At 60.5% G+C, this 15,819-nt stretch carries 10 protein-coding genes; 6 read left to right on the top strand and 4 right to left on the bottom strand.

From position 1 onward, the window contains the following. Nucleotides 1–32: 32 nt before the first annotated feature. The 3 genes from DLM_RS13865 to DLM_RS13855 all read right to left on the bottom strand — a co-directional run bounded on the left by DLM_RS13865 (nucleotide 33) and on the right by DLM_RS13855 (nucleotide 3,916). Nucleotides 33–1,256, bottom strand: a complete 1,224-nt coding sequence (locus DLM_RS13865) for a GGDEF domain-containing protein (RefSeq protein WP_089084557.1) — start codon at nucleotides 1,254–1,256, stop codon at nucleotides 33–35. Nucleotides 1,257–1,358: 102 nt separating this feature from the next. Next, nucleotides 1,359–2,015 (bottom strand): response regulator, encoded by a 657-nt coding sequence (locus DLM_RS13860; protein WP_089084556.1) that lies wholly within the window; start codon nucleotides 2,013–2,015, stop codon nucleotides 1,359–1,361. Next, the gene (locus DLM_RS13855) at nucleotides 2,012–3,916 is read right to left on the bottom strand and encodes a type IV pili methyl-accepting chemotaxis transducer N-terminal domain-containing protein (RefSeq protein ID WP_197715414.1); all 1,905 of its coding nucleotides are present in this window, start codon (nucleotides 3,914–3,916) and stop codon (nucleotides 2,012–2,014) included. The genes DLM_RS13860 and DLM_RS13855 overlap by 4 nt, the downstream gene beginning before the upstream one ends. Before the next feature lie 316 nt (nucleotides 3,917–4,232). Between DLM_RS13855 and DLM_RS13850 the strand changes: the two genes are divergently transcribed. From DLM_RS13850 to DLM_RS24050, 4 genes are all read left to right on the top strand, one after another. Then, a complete protein-coding gene (locus DLM_RS13850; protein WP_089084555.1) occupies nucleotides 4,233–5,486 on the top strand; it encodes an MFS transporter in 1,254 nt (417 codons plus the stop codon). A gap of 53 nt (nucleotides 5,487–5,539) precedes the next feature. Then, nucleotides 5,540–6,919 carry a NarK family nitrate/nitrite MFS transporter gene (locus DLM_RS13845; RefSeq protein ID WP_197715413.1) on the top strand — a complete coding sequence of 460 codons (1,380 nt, stop codon included), beginning with the start codon at nucleotides 5,540–5,542 and terminating at the stop codon, nucleotides 6,917–6,919. Nucleotides 6,920–7,084: 165 nt separating this feature from the next. Further along, nucleotides 7,085–9,061, top strand: a complete 1,977-nt coding sequence (locus DLM_RS13840) for a methyl-accepting chemotaxis protein (RefSeq protein WP_089084554.1) — start codon at nucleotides 7,085–7,087, stop codon at nucleotides 9,059–9,061. Between the two features lie 212 nt (nucleotides 9,062–9,273). Next, complete coding sequence (locus DLM_RS24050; RefSeq protein ID WP_420000698.1) at nucleotides 9,274–9,615, top strand: DUF6396 domain-containing protein; 342 nt, start codon at nucleotides 9,274–9,276, stop codon at nucleotides 9,613–9,615. Here the strand turns inward: DLM_RS24050 and DLM_RS13835 are convergent. Beyond that, nucleotides 9,590–10,123, bottom strand: a complete 534-nt coding sequence (locus tag DLM_RS13835; protein ID WP_089084553.1) for a fimbrial protein — start codon at nucleotides 10,121–10,123, stop codon at nucleotides 9,590–9,592. The genes DLM_RS24050 and DLM_RS13835 overlap by 26 nt on opposite strands. Before the next feature lie 446 nt (nucleotides 10,124–10,569). Here DLM_RS13835 and DLM_RS13830 point away from each other — a divergent pair, with 446 nt between their 5' ends. Next, a complete protein-coding gene (locus DLM_RS13830) occupies nucleotides 10,570–14,271 on the top strand; it encodes a nitrate reductase subunit alpha (RefSeq protein ID WP_089084552.1) in 3,702 nt (1,233 codons plus the stop codon). Beyond that, nucleotides 14,268–15,818 (top strand): nitrate reductase subunit beta, encoded by a 1,551-nt coding sequence (gene narH, locus DLM_RS13825; protein ID WP_089084551.1) that lies wholly within the window; start codon nucleotides 14,268–14,270, stop codon nucleotides 15,816–15,818. The genes DLM_RS13830 and narH overlap by 4 nt, the downstream gene beginning before the upstream one ends. Nucleotide 15,819 lies beyond the last annotated feature (1 nt).

The raw sequence follows: 15,819 nt of genomic DNA, 5'->3' as shown, positions 1-15,819 counted from the left end.
TCGGAGGGAGTAGGGGCGGGATGTTGCCGGTCTCAGGCGGCAATCACGCAGTTGCGGCCCTGGTTCTTGGCCTGGTAGAGCGCGCTGTCCACCCGCATGATCAGGCTTTCCACCGTTTCCTGATCCTGGTGGATGGCCACACCAATGCTGACGGTGATAGCGGGCAGTTTGTCATGGCGGGTTTGCGCTACGGTCTGACGCAGGGCTTCGGCCAGATGCAGGGCATTGTCGCGGCTGGTTTGTGGCAGCAGGATGACGAATTCCTCGCCTCCCCAGCGGCAGACGCTGTCTACGGCACGCACGCGTGATTCCAGCGTCTTGGCCAGCCATACCAGCACTTCATCGCCGGTAAAGTGGCCGTAGTGGTCATTGATGTGCTTGAAATTGTCCGCGTCCAGCAAGATCAGGCTGAAATCATTGCCAAAGCGCTGTTTTTCCTGGATGGAGCGTTCCAGTTGCAGCAGCAGGTGGCGACGGTTCCACAGGCCGGTGAGCGGGTCTTTCAGCGCGGCCTGTTCCAATTCGGATTTCAGCCGTTTTTGTTCGGTGATGTCATGAATCACACACAGCATCAGGCGTTTGCCGTGAATCACCACCGGGCCGGCATAGGTCTGCACGTCGCGCAGGCTGCCATCGGCCAGCCGGTGGACAAAGCTCAGCGGCTTGTGGCCGCCAGGTAATTGGGCAATGTGTTGCATCACCGGCAGGATGGCCCGGCCCATGGCATTGATTTCCCAGGTGTGCTTGTCGGTGAATTCGCTCCGGCTATAGCCATAAAAGCGGATGGCGGCCTGGTTGACATTGACGATGCGGCCTTCATCGGCGGGGTCGATCAGCAGCATGGGTGCGCTATTGGTCTGCATCAGCATTTCGTGGAAGCTGCCATCCCGTGGCGAACTGGCCGGCAGTGCGTGGCTGAGCGGTGTGGTGCTGGCGGCCAGCATGCCTTCCACCAGGATGGCGTTGCGGCCATCATCCAGCAGCAAATGTCCCAGGTGGCAGCCCATGGCCTGGGCTTCGTCCTGCCCCTGTACCGTCCATATTTCCACCACCTGCTCGTGCTGCAGCATGCTGGGGGTGAAGTCGGCCAGTTTTTCCTGGGCGCGGGCCGACAGGCAGCCGCCGCGCAAATCGGCTACTGTCTGCCGGCTGGCCAGGGCCAGGGCTTGCCGGTTGGCAAACAGGATGTCATCCGTGGCGGGCAGGATGATCCATACCGGGGTATTGAGCGCGTCCAGCAGCGCATATGCATTCATGATGGTACGCAGGTCTGTAAGGCTGATGGTGACACTATCTATGACATGGTAGTTGTCCTTGTTGCCGCCTTCAACAAGGATATTGCTGCAGCTGCAAATAAATCAGGGCAGCTTGTCCAGGCCGTGCTCGACGGCAAACAGCGCGGCCTGTACCCGGCCATTGAGGCTGAGTTTGCGCAGGATGTTCTGCACATGCACCTTGATCGTGCTCTCGGCCAGGTCCAGCGAGCGGGCGATTTCCTTATTGCTGACGCCACGGCTGAGCCAGGCCAGGATTTCGCGCTCGCGCTGGGTCAGTTGTTCCACGCCGCTGCGCTTGCTCTTGCTGCTTTCGCCGCCGCGCAATTGTGACAGCAGCTTGGAAGTCATTTCCGGTGACAGCACGCTGTCGCCATCCACCGCGCGGCGGATGCTGTCCAGCAGGAAGTCGGCATTGATGTTTTTCAAGAGATAGCCACGCGCCCCGGTTTTCAGGCAGTCGGCCAGGTCTTCACCATCTTCCGATACGGTGAGCATCAGCACCGCCAGTTGTGGCTGGGTAACCAGAATCTGTGCCAGCGCTTCGCGGCCATTCATCTGCGGCATGTCGATGTCCAGCAGCACCACGTCGGGCTTGAGTTGTTCGCACAGCTTCACGCCTTCCAGGCCGTCGGCGGCTTCGCCGACAATTTCAAAGTCGCTCTGGCGCTGCAGCAGGGCTTTGAGGCCGCTGCGGAACAGGGTGTGGTCGTCGACCAGCAGGATACGAATGGTTGTCATGCGGCTTGTCTTTCGGTTTGTGGCAGCAGCAGGCTGACTTCGGTGCCGCCGTCGGCATGGGCCTGAATGCTGATCTGGCCATGAATGCGTGCCGCGCGTTCCTGCATGATGGACAGCCCGACGTGGCTGGCGCGCCGGCTGGCCACCAGTGCCTCGTCAAAGCCGCAGCCATCATCGCGGATTTGCATGTGGAAGTCGGCATCGTTGTGGATATCCACCCGCACGCGGCGGGCATGGGCATGCTTGCGTACATTGGACAGCGCTTCTTGCAGGATGAAAATCACCTGTAGTTGCTGCTGTGGGTTCAGTGCCAGGCCGTTGCCGCTGAGGTTGAGCTGGGTGGGTACGCGGGCCTGTTTTTCAAAGCGTTCCAGCAGGGTGCGCACGGCGTCGCCGAAGTCTTCCTTGTTGATGCGGGTGCGGAAGTTGAGCAGCAGTTCGCGTACGTCTTCGTAACATTCCTGTACCCCGGTGCGGATGAAGGCCAGGTTTTCCTGTGCCTGTTCGGTTTGCTGGTCGGCCAGTGCCGCTTCCAGCATCTGTACTTGCAGATTGAGGAAGGACAGCGACTGGGCAATGCTGTCATGCAGGCCCTGTGCCATCAGATTGCGTTCCTCGGCCACGGCAAATTGCTGGTCACGCGCCGCCAGGCGCTGGTTTTCCACCGCCACGCCCAGGTGGCTGCCCAGGGTTTCCAGCAGGAACTGGTCTTGCGGCGGCAGTTTGGGTGTCTGATAGAAGTACAGGGTGAAAATGCCGACATTGTTCTGGTTGTGGCGGATGTGGAATACCGAGATGCTGGCAAACCCGGCGCGCTGGCAGTGTTTTTCTTCGATATGCGGCAACTGGTCAAAGCGGTGGATGACGGAAACCGGCTGTTGCACCGCGTCGCCGCACAGGCAGCCGTCAATCGGGGCGCAGTCGTCATGTTCCACCATGTCGGCGGGCAGGCCTTGTTGTGCAATCAGCTCCAGCCGCCCGCGCTTGAAATCCACCAGCCGCACGCTGCCGGCATCGGCCCCGGTCAGCTCGATCAGCCGGCTGATGAAGCCGCTGCACATATTGTCCAGCGTGTGCGAGCCGTGCAGGAAGGCGGTGACATTGTACAGCGCCGCCAACTGGCGGTTTTTTTCCTCCACCGAGCGGGTTTTGTCGGCCACTTTCTGTTCCAGCGTGGTGTAGAGGTCCTGCAGGCGGCCTGCCATCTGGTTGAAGCCGGTGGCGATGGTGGCAAATTCATCATTGCTGTCTACTATCACCCGGGCATCCAGATTGCCGTCGCGCAGGCGCAGCATGCCTTCGCCCAGCGCGTTGAGCGGGCGGATCACCAGCAAAAACAGCAGGAACATCATGCTGAAGGAGCCGATGATGGCCATGGCAATCAAGGCCATCTGGAAAAAGCGCAGCAAGGTGGTATTGCGCGCATTGTCTTCTTCCACCAGTTTCACCAGCCGGTCGATGCGGTTGACGAAGCTGGCGATGTCCGGCCGCTCCATCTTGCGGCTGCTGCTTTGCATGGCGGCGGCGGCCAGCAGCGGCAGCATGTCGTGCTGCCAGGACTGTTCTATGCTGGCCACCTGCTGGTGTACCGACAGATTGTCCGGCAAAAACAGTGGCCGTGCCGGATCGCCCTTTTTCAGGCGCGCCAGGATGGCGGCAAATTGCTGTTCTTCCTCGTGGATCACTGCCAGGGGCGCGCCCTCGCTGACCTGCAAGGCAAGATGGTAGCTGCGCATGCGCAGGCTGCCGGCGTCGTTGATGGCGGCAGCGCCGCCTTCCAGCTTCCAGGACAGCACCAGGGTATAGCCGATGGAAGTCATCGCCAGCAGCAGCCAGGCGATGGTCAGCATCAGCAGTTTGGTGGACAGGCTGCGCAATTGCGGGGTCTGGTAAAGCATCATCTGGCTACGGGTCCGGTAAGGCTGGGAAGGCGGGCGGCAAGGCCGCTGCCGTGTCTGTTTTCAGCTTAACAATAAAGCCAGCCGGATGTGGCGACAATTCACCACAAGAAGGAGTTGGCCTGCTGCTTTTCATCCGGCTGCAAGCCATGCCTGGCAAGCATCTGCGCTTGTATATCCCCCTTTGTGATTAGTTCTTCTTCCCCATCTGCCGCCATTGCCTAGCTCCTCATGCCGCCCGCCGTGCTGCTATCGGTGAATATTTCCCGCGTGCGGATAAGGGTTAAATGGCCTTATCCCAATAGTGGAGCAAAGCATCATGGCTTCTTTACGCTTCAAGCAGTATGCCGTGCTGGCATCCAGCACCGTGGCTTTCACCATCTGTTTCATGATCTGGATGATGTTTGCGGTACTGGGCATTCCCATCAAGCAGCATCTGGGGCTGAATGAAACCGAATTCGGCATCCTGGCCGCCACGCCGGTGCTGTCCGGCTCGCTGATCCGCGTGCCGCTGGGCATCTGGACCGACCGTTTTGGCGGTCGCATCGTGATGTTCCTGCTGATGCTGATCTGCGTGCCCTTCATCTTCATCATGCAGTACGCCACGGCTTACTGGCAGTTTCTGGCCATCGGCCTGCTGGTGGGGCTGGCCGGCGGGGCGTTTTCGGTGGGCACGCCTTATGTGGCGCGCTGGTTCAAGCCGGAACAGCAGGGCATGGCAATGGGGGTGTTTGGGGCAGGTAATGCCGGTTCCTCGCTCACCAAGCTGGTGGCTCCCGGCATCATCGCCATCGGCGGCTGGCAGTTGGTGCCCTCGGTCTACGCCGGCATCATGCTGGTGACGGCCATTTTGTTCTGGCTGTTTTCCTATCAGGATGCGGCCCACCTGGTCAGCAGCAAGGTAAGCCTGCGCAGCCAACTGGCGCTGATGAAGGATCCGGCGGTGCTGCGCTACTGCCAGTACTACTCGGTGGTGTTTGGCGGCTATGTGGCGCTGGCGCTGTGGATGACCAAGTACTACGTGGGCGAGTACGGCTTTGACATCAAGCATGCGGCCTTTCTGGCGGCCTGTTTCTCCCTGCCCGGCGGCGTGCTACGGGCGATGGGCGGCTGGCTGTCCGACCGCTTTGGCCCCTACAAGGTGACCTGGGGCGTGATGTGGACCTGCTGGGTGGCGTTTTTCATCCTGTCCTATCCGCAAACCGACTTCAGCATCACCACCACCCATGGAGTGCAAAGCTTCCATATCGGCCTGAGTGTTGTCCCCTTCACCCTGATGCTGTTTGGCGTGGGCATTGCCATGGCCATCGGCAAGGCCTCGGTGTTCAAGTTCATTGCCAACGAGTTTCCCGACAACATCGGCGCGGTGTCCGGCGTGGTGGGCCTGGCCGGTGGCATGGGCGGTTTCCTGCTGCCCATCCTGTTTGGCGTGCTGCTGGATGTCACCGGCGTGCGCAGCAGCGCCTTCATGCTGCTGTACGGCACGGTGTGCGTGTCGCTGGTGTGGATGCATTTTTCCTTCAAGCCCGCACAGGGCAAGGCCGTGGCCGCAGTGGCCAAACAGTCGGCCTGAAAGCAGCAACCCCATTTTTGATTGATGGCCGAGTGGCCGTCAGGGAGGACGTGATGTCACATGTACTTAACCGGTGGGAACCGGAAAACAAGGAGTTCTGGCAGCAGGAGGGCAAGGCCGTTGCCCGGCGCAATTTGTGGATATCCATCCCTGCGCTGATGCTGGCTTTTGTCATCTGGCAGGTGTGGAGCGTGGCGGTGCTGAACATGCCCAATATCGGCTTTAGCTACAGCCAGAACCAGCTGTTCTGGCTTGCCGCGCTGCCGGCGCTGTCCGGTGCCACCTTGCGCATTTTCTACAGCTTCATGGTGCCGATTTTCGGTGGCCGCAAGTGGACGGCCATTTCCACCGCCAGCCTGTTGATTCCGGCCATCGGCATCGGTTTTGCCGTGCAGGACCCGACTACCAGCTACGTCACCATGGTGGTGCTGGCGCTGCTGTGCGGTTTTGGTGGCGGCAATTTCAGTTCGTCCATGTCCAATATCAGCTTCTTTTTCCCCAAGGCGGAAAAAGGCACGGCGCTGGGGCTGAATGCCGGTCTGGGTAATCTGGGGGTGTCGCTGGTGCAGTTCGTGGTGCCGCTGGTGATTACCATGGGCGTGTTTGGTGCCTTTGGTGGCGATCCGCAAACCTGGATCAAGGGCGCGGTACACAAGAAAATGTGGCTGCAGAACGCCGGCTTTGTCTGGGTGCCCTTCATCCTGCTGGCCACCGTTGCCGCCTGGCTGGGCATGAACGACATTGCCTCGGCGCGTGCGTCCTTTGCCGACCAGGTGGTTATTTTCAAGCGCAAGCACAATTGGCTGATGTGCTGGCTGTACATCGGCACCTTTGGTTCCTTCATCGGTTTCTCTGCCGGTTTCCCGCTGCTGATGAAAGGCCAGTTCCCGGATGTGGACCCCACCAAATACGTGTTCTACGGCCCGCTGGTGGGCGCACTGGCCCGTCCGGTCGGTGGCTGGCTGGCGGACAAGATTGGCGGTGCCAAGGTCACCCAGGCGGTATTCCTGCTGATGATGCTGGCGGTGGGCGGCGTGCTGGTGTTCTTGCCGCATGCAGGCCAGGGCGGCAGCTTCCAGGGCTTTTTTGCCATGTTCCTCTGCCTGTTTGCGCTGACCGGTGTGGGTAACGGTTCCACCTTCATGCAGGTGCCGGTGATCTTCCTCACCCTGCATCAGCGGCTGGCGGGCAAGGGCGAGGCGGCACAAAAGCAGGCACAGGCGGATGCCACGCGTGAAGCGGCTGCCGTGCTGGGCTTCTCCGGTGCCATTGGGGCGTATGGCGGTTTCTTCATTCCCAAGAGCTATGGCACCTCCATTTCCATGACCGGTGGCGTGGAGGCCGCGCTGTATGCCTTCATCCTGTTTTACGCCAGTTGCGTGCTGATCAACTGGTGGTTCTACGCCCGCCAGAATGCAGAAATCCGCTGCTAAGTACGCATGAGCCAGATCCTCCGGGCAAGGCGGAGGGAGAGGGGGAGCCAGGGCGCTTCCCCTTTTTTTATTATTTTCCCGGCATGTTTATTGCTGCTAGGAATTTTCCTATGCTTCAAGCAGCAAAAAAATCCTAATTTATTCCAAAAGAATTGTGAGGCGGACATGCTGTCCAGACTTTCCATCGCCAGCAGGCTGGGCTTGCTGATCCTACCTTTCGTACTGGTGATTGCCGGTCTTGCCGGGGTGTTGTCACTGGAAAAGTGGCACAGCCTGTCCCGACTGCAGGCTTCCGCCCAACTGCTGCAGGTGGCCGGCAAGGCCAGCAACCTGATTCACCAGCTACAGGCCGAGCGTGGCTTGAGCAATGGTTTTCTTGCTGCCGCCGGCAGCAGTGTGCCGGATGAACTGAAATCCGCACGCCAGCAAACAGACAGCGCCCTGAGCGATTTTCACCGCAGCCTGGCGCAACTGCCCGATGCCACGCAGGCAGCCGCAGTGGACGGCCAGGTAGCTGCCTTGCTGCAAGGGCGGGCGGCGATTGACAGCCGCAGCCAGCCGGCAGGGCAGATGTTTGCCGCCTATTCGGACAATATCGAAGCACTGATCGGGCTGATTGCCGGTCTGGCCGGCAGTACCAGCGATGCCGGCCTGCTGCAGGACACCGTGGCCCTGGTCAATCTGCAGTGTCAGAAAGAGTTTGCCGGCCGCGAGCGTGGTTTTATCAATGGCGTGCTGGGGCGGGGCAGTTTTGACCAGGCCAGCCTGTTGCAGGCCGCAGGCTTGCAGGCCAAGCAGCAAGCCTGTGCCAGCCAGTTGCGGCTGGTGGCCTCCAGCTCTTTGCGTGCCTTGTCGCAGCGGGCCGATCAATCAGCCGAGGCGGCGGCTGTGCAGGCCATGCGCCAGCAGATCATGACCACGCCGCTGGGGCAGCCGCTGGGCGTGGCATCGGCACAGTGGTTCAAAACTGCCACCGCCCAGATGGCCAATCTGAAACAACTGCAGGACGTGCTGCTGGAGCAACTGGACCAGCATGTTCAGCGCTTGCTGGGTGAGGCAGGTTTCCAGCTATGGTTCACCCTGCTGGGCTCCGCCGCCACCATCCTGGTGTTGTCGCTGCTGGGCTGGGCCATCTATCACAGCGTGGAGCGGCCGATTTCCCGCCTGGAGCAATTGATGGGCGGCATGAGCCGCGATTTTGACCTGTCGCGCCGCGCCGCCCTGCCGGGCAGTGATGAAATAGCCCGCATGGGCCATGCGTTTGACCACCTGGTGGATGCCTTTGCCGACACTCTGCGTCAGATCAAGACCGAAGCGCACCAGATGATGGCGGCCGCCCGTTCGCTCAACGATGTATCAGCCCGTGCCGCCTCCACGGCGGATGTGCAGAGCCGTTCTTCGGTGGATATTGCCGCTGCCATCGAGCAAATGTCCGCCGGCATTGCCGCCGTGACCGACAATGCCGAGCAAGCCATGCGCGTGGCCCAGGACATGCAAACTTGTGTGGACGATGGCCGCGCGCGCATGCGCAGTACCGCGACCGCCTTGAGTGAAACCGCGGACGGACTTACCCAGACCGGGGATAGCGTGGACATGCTGCGCGACAAGTCCGAGGGTATTCACAGCATTGTCACCGCCATCCGCGAGATTGCCGACCAGACCAATCTGCTGGCGCTCAATGCCGCCATCGAAGCGGCACGGGCAGGCGAAATGGGGCGCGGCTTTGCCGTGGTGGCGGACGAGGTGCGCAAGCTGGCCGAACGCACCAGCAAGGAAACGCTGGACATTGCCGCGCTGATTGAAGACATCCGCCGTGAAACCCGTGGTGTGGCGCAGCAAATGGCCACCGCCCGGCAGCGCATGCAAGGCGGCATGGCCGAAGTGGACCTGACCGTGGCAGACCTGGCGCTGATTCACGACAAGGCCAGCGATACCGCCGGCAAGAGCCGCAGCACCACGCTGGCCATGCAGGAGCAAACCGCCGCCAGCAATGATGTGGCCACCAATGTCAGCAAGATTGCGGCGCTGGCGGAAAATAATGCCCACATCGTGCAGGAGGCCGCCGCGCTGTCCGGCCAGCTCAACAGCACGGCTGGCAAGATGGTGGAGCTGGTGGACCGTTTCCAGCACTCCAGTCACTGATGGCGGCTAATTAAGGCGGCTAATTAAATAGTGCAGCTCCCGGCCAGCCAGGCGTAGGCAGTACAGCTAGCTTGGCTGGAGGCACCACGCCGCAACAGTTTCTGGTTCGCGGCGTCAAGTGCCACCAGCTACCCTGGCTAGGGGGCTGGGTGCTAGCGACATAAAGAACCCGAGCCGATCTCCCGCTATCACGCCTATCGCCCAGGCATGTCATGCGCCTGGTCTTAAAACTGGACCTTTCCCTCGACAACAGCCTCCCTAAAGCGGACCCGCAGCGCGCTGGTCGCTACGATCTGATCGGCACCGTGTTACCCAGCTACTGCTGGGCCAACCGCAAAGTGCCGGAGCTGGACCGCATCGTCCGCTTGTCACCCGCACCGCTGCCGCCACCAGAGCAATGTATCCGTGAGCGGGCCGCAGCCAAGGCGCGCAACCCGGCCACCAGCCGACCTGGCGCTAAACGCCAGCAAGCGCAAACAGCCCAGGCCGCCCCGCGTGGATGCCCTGCCAAGCGGCAATCAGCTGCATTTACTGGTATTGCACCGTGTAATTGACGTTGGCCGTGACGGTGCCGGCTGTGGCAATGCCGGTGGCGTAGTAGCGTGCCATGTAGTTCAGGGTTGCGCTGCCATTGTTGATGGGAAATGCCGTGCCGCTACTGCCAAACGTGGTGCTGGTTTGACCAATAGGAATATGCGTGCTTGAGCTTGCGTTGTAGATGGCAACATCCACATTGCCGGCGGTTCCCGAATTGATCAAGCGACCGGCAGCGTTGACATTGCTGTCATTTTCAAACCAGACCGCAGCCTGTGTGGCCGATCCGGTGCAGCCGCTCAGCGCAATGGAAAACGGGGTGGCCCCTGCCGTGGCCAACGCTGCGGCCAATGCCTTGGTCGAGATGGATGGCAGGGTGATGGCACCGTTGTTGCCGCCTCCTTCAACGCTAATGGTGCAGGTGGCGGTCGAGATGTTGCCCGTGAAGGAAATTGAACCGTCGTAAGCGTGTGCTTGAGACATGAATCCTGTGCAAGCAACACATAAGGGGATGAATGTGCGTTTCATGGTACTGCTCCCTGAGGTATGTTTCCCGATATCCAGCTAAGTCTTATTGACTCATTTTTTAGTGGTTTTTATTAATGAAGGCCATTAATCCGCGGCGGCCTTTTATATAGATAGTTTTCTTGGCTTGCAGCATTTCTGGTATTTAGTACAGGTGTAATCGGATCACCCATCTACCCCTTGGATAGACCGGCCCTGGCTGCTTCCAGCGGCCAGGGTGTTTGTCATTTTTCTGCCGTGTGCCGCCCATCAACAGCAGATGCGTCGTCTCTGCCTGTCTAGTCCTGCCTACTCCCAATGGCTTAGCCAGCCTCCTCACTCTGCTTTGTCTGCTTGCCACCTGTGGTGAATGGGCGCTGTTGTTGCCCGGACGTAATCTCTGCAGGGTAAGCAAAGGCTGCGCGGCCAGGCCGCGACACCGCATCTGGCGGTAAAAACTCGGAGGCAAGATGAGCCACTTTCTGGACAGACTGAATTTCCTTGGCAAGGTGAAATCCACTTTTGCCGATGGCCATGGGGCGGTGGTCAATGAAGACCGCCAGTGGGAAAACGCCTATCGCCAACGCTGGCAGCACGACAAGATCGTGCGTTCCACCCACGGGGTGAACTGCACCGGCTCCTGTAGCTGGAAGGTGTATGTCAAAAACGGGCTGATTACCTGGGAAACCCAGCAAACCGACTATCCGCGCACCCGGCCGGACCTGCCCAACCACGAACCGCGCGGCTGCCCGCGTGGCGCGTCCTATAGCTGGTATGTGTACTCCGCCCAGCGGGTGAAATACCCGATGATCCGCGGCCGCCTGGCCAAGCTGTGGCGCGAGGCGCGCAAGAGCATGGACCCGGTACAAGCCTGGGAACACATCAGCCAGAACCCGGAACTGGCCAAGCAGTACAAGAGCAAGCGCGGCCAGGGCGGTTTCGTGCGCGCCAACTGGGACGAGGCCAACGAAATCATCGCGGCTTCCAATGCCTACACCATCAAGAACTACGGCCCGGACCGCGTGGTGGGCTTCTCGCCGATTCCGGCCATGTCCATGGTGTCCTATGCCGCGGGCAGCCGTTACCTCAGTCTGATTGGTGGCGTGCCGCTGTCCTTCTACGACTGGTATTGCGACTTGCCGCCGGCCAGCCCGCAAATCTGGGGCGAACAGACTGACGTGGCCGAATCGGCCGACTGGTACAACTCCACCTACCTGATGGTGTGGGGTTCCAACATCCCGATGACCCGTACCCCGGACGCCCACTTCTATACCGAAGTGCGCTACAAGGGCACCAAGACCGTGGCGGTTTCCAGTGACTTTGGCGAAATGGCCAAGTTCGGCGACATCTGGCTGGCTCCGAAGCAGGGCACCGATGCCGCGCTGGCCATGGCCATGGGCCATGTCATCTTCAAGGAATTCCACCTGGACCAGCCGTCGGCCTACTTCACCGACTACATCCGCCGCTACACCGACATGCCGATGCTGGTGACGCTGCGCCAGGATGGCGAACGCTATGTGCCGGACTACTTCCTGCGTGCCAGCCATCTGGCAAACAACCTGAACGAAGACAACAACCCGGAATGGAAGACCCTGGTATTCGACGAAACCAGTGGCGACATCGTGGCACCCACCGGTTCCATCGGCTTCCGCTGGGGCCAGCCGGAAGACAAGGCCGGCAAGTGGAACCTGCAACAGCATGACGGCAGCACTGGCCGCGAGGTATCGGCCCGTCTGTCGCTGATTGAAAACCGTGACGAAGTAGTTGGCGTCGGTTTCCCTTACTTTGGTGCCGAACACGAAGAACTGCTCACCCGCAATGTCCCGGCGCGCAAGGTGGTGCTGGCTGATGGCAGCACTGCACTGGTGGCCACGGTATTCGACCTGATGGCAGCCAACTACGGTATCGACCGTGGCCTGGGCGGTGGCAATGTCACCAATGACTACATGGCCGACGTGCCGTACACCCCGGCCTGGCAGCAAAAGCACACCGGCGTGAAGCCGGAAATGGTGATCCAGGTAGCGCGCGAATTCGCCCAGAACGCCGACCAGACCCATGGCAAATCCATGGTGATTGTCGGTGCCGCGCTCAACCACTGGTATCACATGGACATGAGCTACCGCGGCATCATCAACATGCTGATGCTGTGTGGCTGCATCGGCCAGAGCGGCGGCGGCTGGTGCCACTATGTGGGTCAGGAAAAGCTGCGTCCGCAAACCGGCTGGGCACCGCTGGCCTTTGCCGGTGACTGGGTGCGTCCGTCGCGCCAGATGAACGGCACCAGCTTCTTCTACGCCCATACCAGCCAGTGGCGGCACGAAAAGCTGGGCATTAATGAAATCCTGTGCCCGACGGCCGACGGCAAGATGGCCAACATGAGCCTGATCGACTACAACGCCAAGGCCGAACGCATGGGCTGGCTGCCGTCCACCCCGCAGCTGACCACCAACCCGCTGGACATCACCCGCGCCGCCAAGGCGGCTGGCAAGGACGCCATTCCGTTTGCCGTGGACAGCCTGAAAAACGGCACGCTGGACATGTCCTGCAACGACCCGGACAACCCGAAGAACTTCCCGCGCAATATGTTTGTGTGGCGCTCCAACATTCTGGGCAGCTCCGGCAAGGGTCATGAGTACTTCCTCAAATACCTGCTGGGCACGCAAAACGCGGTGATGGGCAATGAGGAAGACTGCATCAAGCCGACTGAAATCACCGTGCGTCCGGCGGTGGAAGGCAAGCTGGACCTGCTGGTGGTGCTGGACTTCCGCATGTCCACCACCTGCCTGTATGGCGACATCGTGCTGCCGACCGCTACCTGGTACGAGAAGGACGACCTCAACACCTCCGACATGCACCCCTTCATCCACCCGCTGTCCGAAGCCGTACAGCCGCTGTGGCAGGCCAAGTCGGACTGGGAAATCTACAAGGGCTTTGCCAGGAAGATTTCCGAAATCGGCAAGGACTACCTGGGTGTGCAGCAGGACCTGGTACTCACCCCGCTGATGCACGACACCCCGCAGGAACTGGGCCAGCCGTTTGACCCGCGTGACTGGAAGAAGGGCGAGTGCGAGCCGGTGCCGGGCAAGACCATGCCGGCCATGACCGTGGTGGAGCGCGACTACGGTGCCATCTACGACAAGTTCACCTCAATCGGCCCGCTGCTGGAAAAAGTGGGCAATGGCGGCAAGGGCATCAGCTGGAAAACCGGCCACGAAGTAGACGTGCTGCGCGGCCTGAACCATACCGTGGCCGAGGGCGCGGGCAAGGGCCAGCCACGGCTCAATACCGCCATCGACGCCGCCGAGATGATTCTGACCCTGGCCCCGGAAACCAACGGCCACGTGGCGGTGAAAGCCTGGGAAGCCTTGTCCAAGGTAACCGGCATCGACCACACCCATCTGGCACGGCCGCGCGAGCACGACAGCATCCGCTTCCGCGATGTGCAGGCGCAGCCGCGCAAGATCATTTCCTCGCCGACATGGTCGGGCCTGGAAAGCGAAGAAGTCAGCTACAACGCCGGTTACACCAATGTGCACGAGCTGATTCCATGGCGCACCATCACCGGCCGCCAGCAGTTCTATCAGGATCACCAGTGGATGCGTGCCTTCGGCGAGGGCCTGTGCGTGTTCAAGCCGCATGTGGACCTGAAAACTACCCAGGCCATCCTGGGCAAGAAGTCCAACGGCAACCACGAGCTGGTGCTCAACTTCATCACCCCGCACCAGAAATGGGGCATCCACAGTACCTATTCGGACAACCTGCGCATGCTGACGCTGTCGCGTGGCGGCCCGCACGTGTGGGTATCGGAAGTGGACGCCAAAAAGGCCGGCATCGTCGACAACGACTGGATCGAAGTATTCAACGTCAACGGCACGCTGACCGCCCGTGCGGTGGTATCGCAACGCGTACCGGAAGGCATGACGCTGATGTACCACGCCCAGGAAAAAATCGTGAACGTGCCGGGTGCGGAAACCAGTGGCAAGCGCGGCGGCATCCACAACTCGGTGACCCGTGCGGTGACCAAGCCGACGCACATGATTGGCGGTTACGCCCAGCTGTCCTGGGGCTTCAACTACTACGGGACGGTGGGTGCCAACCGTGACGAATTCGTCATCGTGCGCAAGATGAAAAAAGTTGACTGGATGGATCTGCCTGCAGGAGAAGACAAATGAAAATCCGTGCACAAATCGGCATGGTGCTGAACCTGGACAAGTGCATCGGCTGCCATACCTGTTCAGTCACCTGCAAGAATGTCTGGACCAGCCGCGACGGCGTGGAATACGCCTGGTTCAACAATGTGGAAAGCAAGCCGGGCATCGGCTACCCCAAGGACTGGGAAAACCAGGAAAAATGGCAGGGCGGCTGGGAACGCAAGCCTAATGGCAAGCTGGTGCCCAGGCAGGGCGGCAAGATGCGCATTCTGGCCAATATCTTTGCCAACCCCAACCTGCCGTCCATCGACGACTACTACGAGCCCTTCACCTTCGATTACGAGCATTTGCAGAACGCGCCGGAAATGCAGACCCCGCCGACGGCCCGCCCGGTATCGGTGCTGACCGGCAAGAAGATGGACAAGATCGAATGGGGCCCCAACTGGGAAGACGACCTGGGTGGCGAGTTCTCCAAGCGCAGCAAGGATGCCCTGTTTGAAGGCATCCAGAAGGAAATGTACTCGGCCTTCGAGAACACCTTCCTGATGTATCTGCCGCGCCTGTGCGAACACTGTCTGAACCCAGCCTGTGTCGCCTCTTGCCCGTCCGGTTCCATCTACAAGCGCGAAGACGACGGCATCGTGCTGATCGACCAGGACAAGTGCCGTGGCTGGCGCATGTGCGTGTCCGGCTGCCCGTACAAGAAGATTTACTACAACTGGACCAGCGGCAAGGCCGAGAAGTGCATCTTCTGCTACCCGCGTATCGAAGCCGGCCAGCCCACCGTGTGCTCGGAAACCTGCGTAGGCCGCATCCGCTACCTGGGCGTGCTGCTGTACGATGCCGATCGCATCGAAGCGGCTGCCAGCGTGGAAGACCCGAAGAGCCTGTACGAAGCCCAGCTGGGTGTATTCCTGGACCCGAACTCGCCGGAAATCCAGGCCGAAGCCCGCAAGCAGGGCATTCCGGAAGCCTGGATCAGCGCCGCGCAGAATTCGCCGGTGTACAAGATGGCCATGGAATGGAAAGTAGCCTTCCCGCTGCATCCGGAATACCGCACCCTGCCCATGGTGTGGTACATCCCGCCGTTGTCGCCCATCCAGAGCGCGCTGGAAAACGGCCTGATCGGTGAAAACGGCATCATCCCGGACGTAAAAGACCTGCGCATTCCCATCCGCTATCTGGCCAACCTGCTGACCGCAGGCAAGGAAGAACCGGTGGTGAGCGCGCTGGAAACCATGGTGGCCATGCGCCGTTACATGCGCAAAAAGAGCGTGGAAAAGGTGAGCGACCCGGCCACCCTGCGCGGTACGCATCTGAAGCCGGCCCAGGTGGAAGAAATGTACCAGGTGATGGCGATTGCCAATTACGAAGACCGCTTCGTGATTCCGTCCAGCCACAAGGAGATGGTGGAAAACAGCTTCGACGACAAGGCCAGCTGTGGCTTCACCTTTGGCAATGGCTGCTCCGGCGGCACGTCGGAATCCAGCCTGTTTGGCAAGAAGAAGGCCACCCCCATCGTATTCCATGACATGCGGCGCGACCGCAAGGCCAACGCCGGGAGCTAAA

The organism is Aquitalea magnusonii, assembly GCF_002217795.2.
In the GTDB taxonomy this organism is placed as follows: domain Bacteria; phylum Pseudomonadota; class Gammaproteobacteria; order Burkholderiales; family Chromobacteriaceae; genus Aquitalea; species Aquitalea magnusonii_B.
Note: the sequence above shows the minus strand (reverse complement) of the source record. Positions and strands in the feature narration are given on the sequence as shown.

Excerpts from the sequence above, each read along its gene's own strand:
- DLM_RS13865 (WP_089084557.1), bottom strand. The coding sequence starts at position 1,256 with ATGAATGCATATGCGCTGCTGGACGCGCTCAATACCCCGGTATGGATC.
- DLM_RS13860 (WP_089084556.1), bottom strand. The coding sequence starts at position 2,015 with ATGACAACCATTCGTATCCTGCTGGTCGACGACCACACCCTGTTCCGC.
- DLM_RS13855 (WP_197715414.1), bottom strand. The coding sequence starts at position 3,916 with ATGATGCTTTACCAGACCCCGCAATTGCGCAGCCTGTCCACCAAACTG.
- DLM_RS13850 (WP_089084555.1), top strand. The coding sequence starts at position 4,233 with ATGGCTTCTTTACGCTTCAAGCAGTATGCCGTGCTGGCATCCAGCACC.
- DLM_RS13845 (WP_197715413.1), top strand. The coding sequence starts at position 5,540 with ATGTCACATGTACTTAACCGGTGGGAACCGGAAAACAAGGAGTTCTGG.
- DLM_RS13840 (WP_089084554.1), top strand. The coding sequence starts at position 7,085 with ATGCTGTCCAGACTTTCCATCGCCAGCAGGCTGGGCTTGCTGATCCTA.
- DLM_RS24050 (WP_420000698.1), top strand. The coding sequence starts at position 9,274 with ATGCGCCTGGTCTTAAAACTGGACCTTTCCCTCGACAACAGCCTCCCT.
- DLM_RS13835 (WP_089084553.1), bottom strand. The coding sequence starts at position 10,123 with ATGAAACGCACATTCATCCCCTTATGTGTTGCTTGCACAGGATTCATG.
- DLM_RS13830 (WP_089084552.1), top strand. The coding sequence starts at position 10,570 with ATGAGCCACTTTCTGGACAGACTGAATTTCCTTGGCAAGGTGAAATCC.
- narH (WP_089084551.1), top strand. The coding sequence starts at position 14,268 with ATGAAAATCCGTGCACAAATCGGCATGGTGCTGAACCTGGACAAGTGC.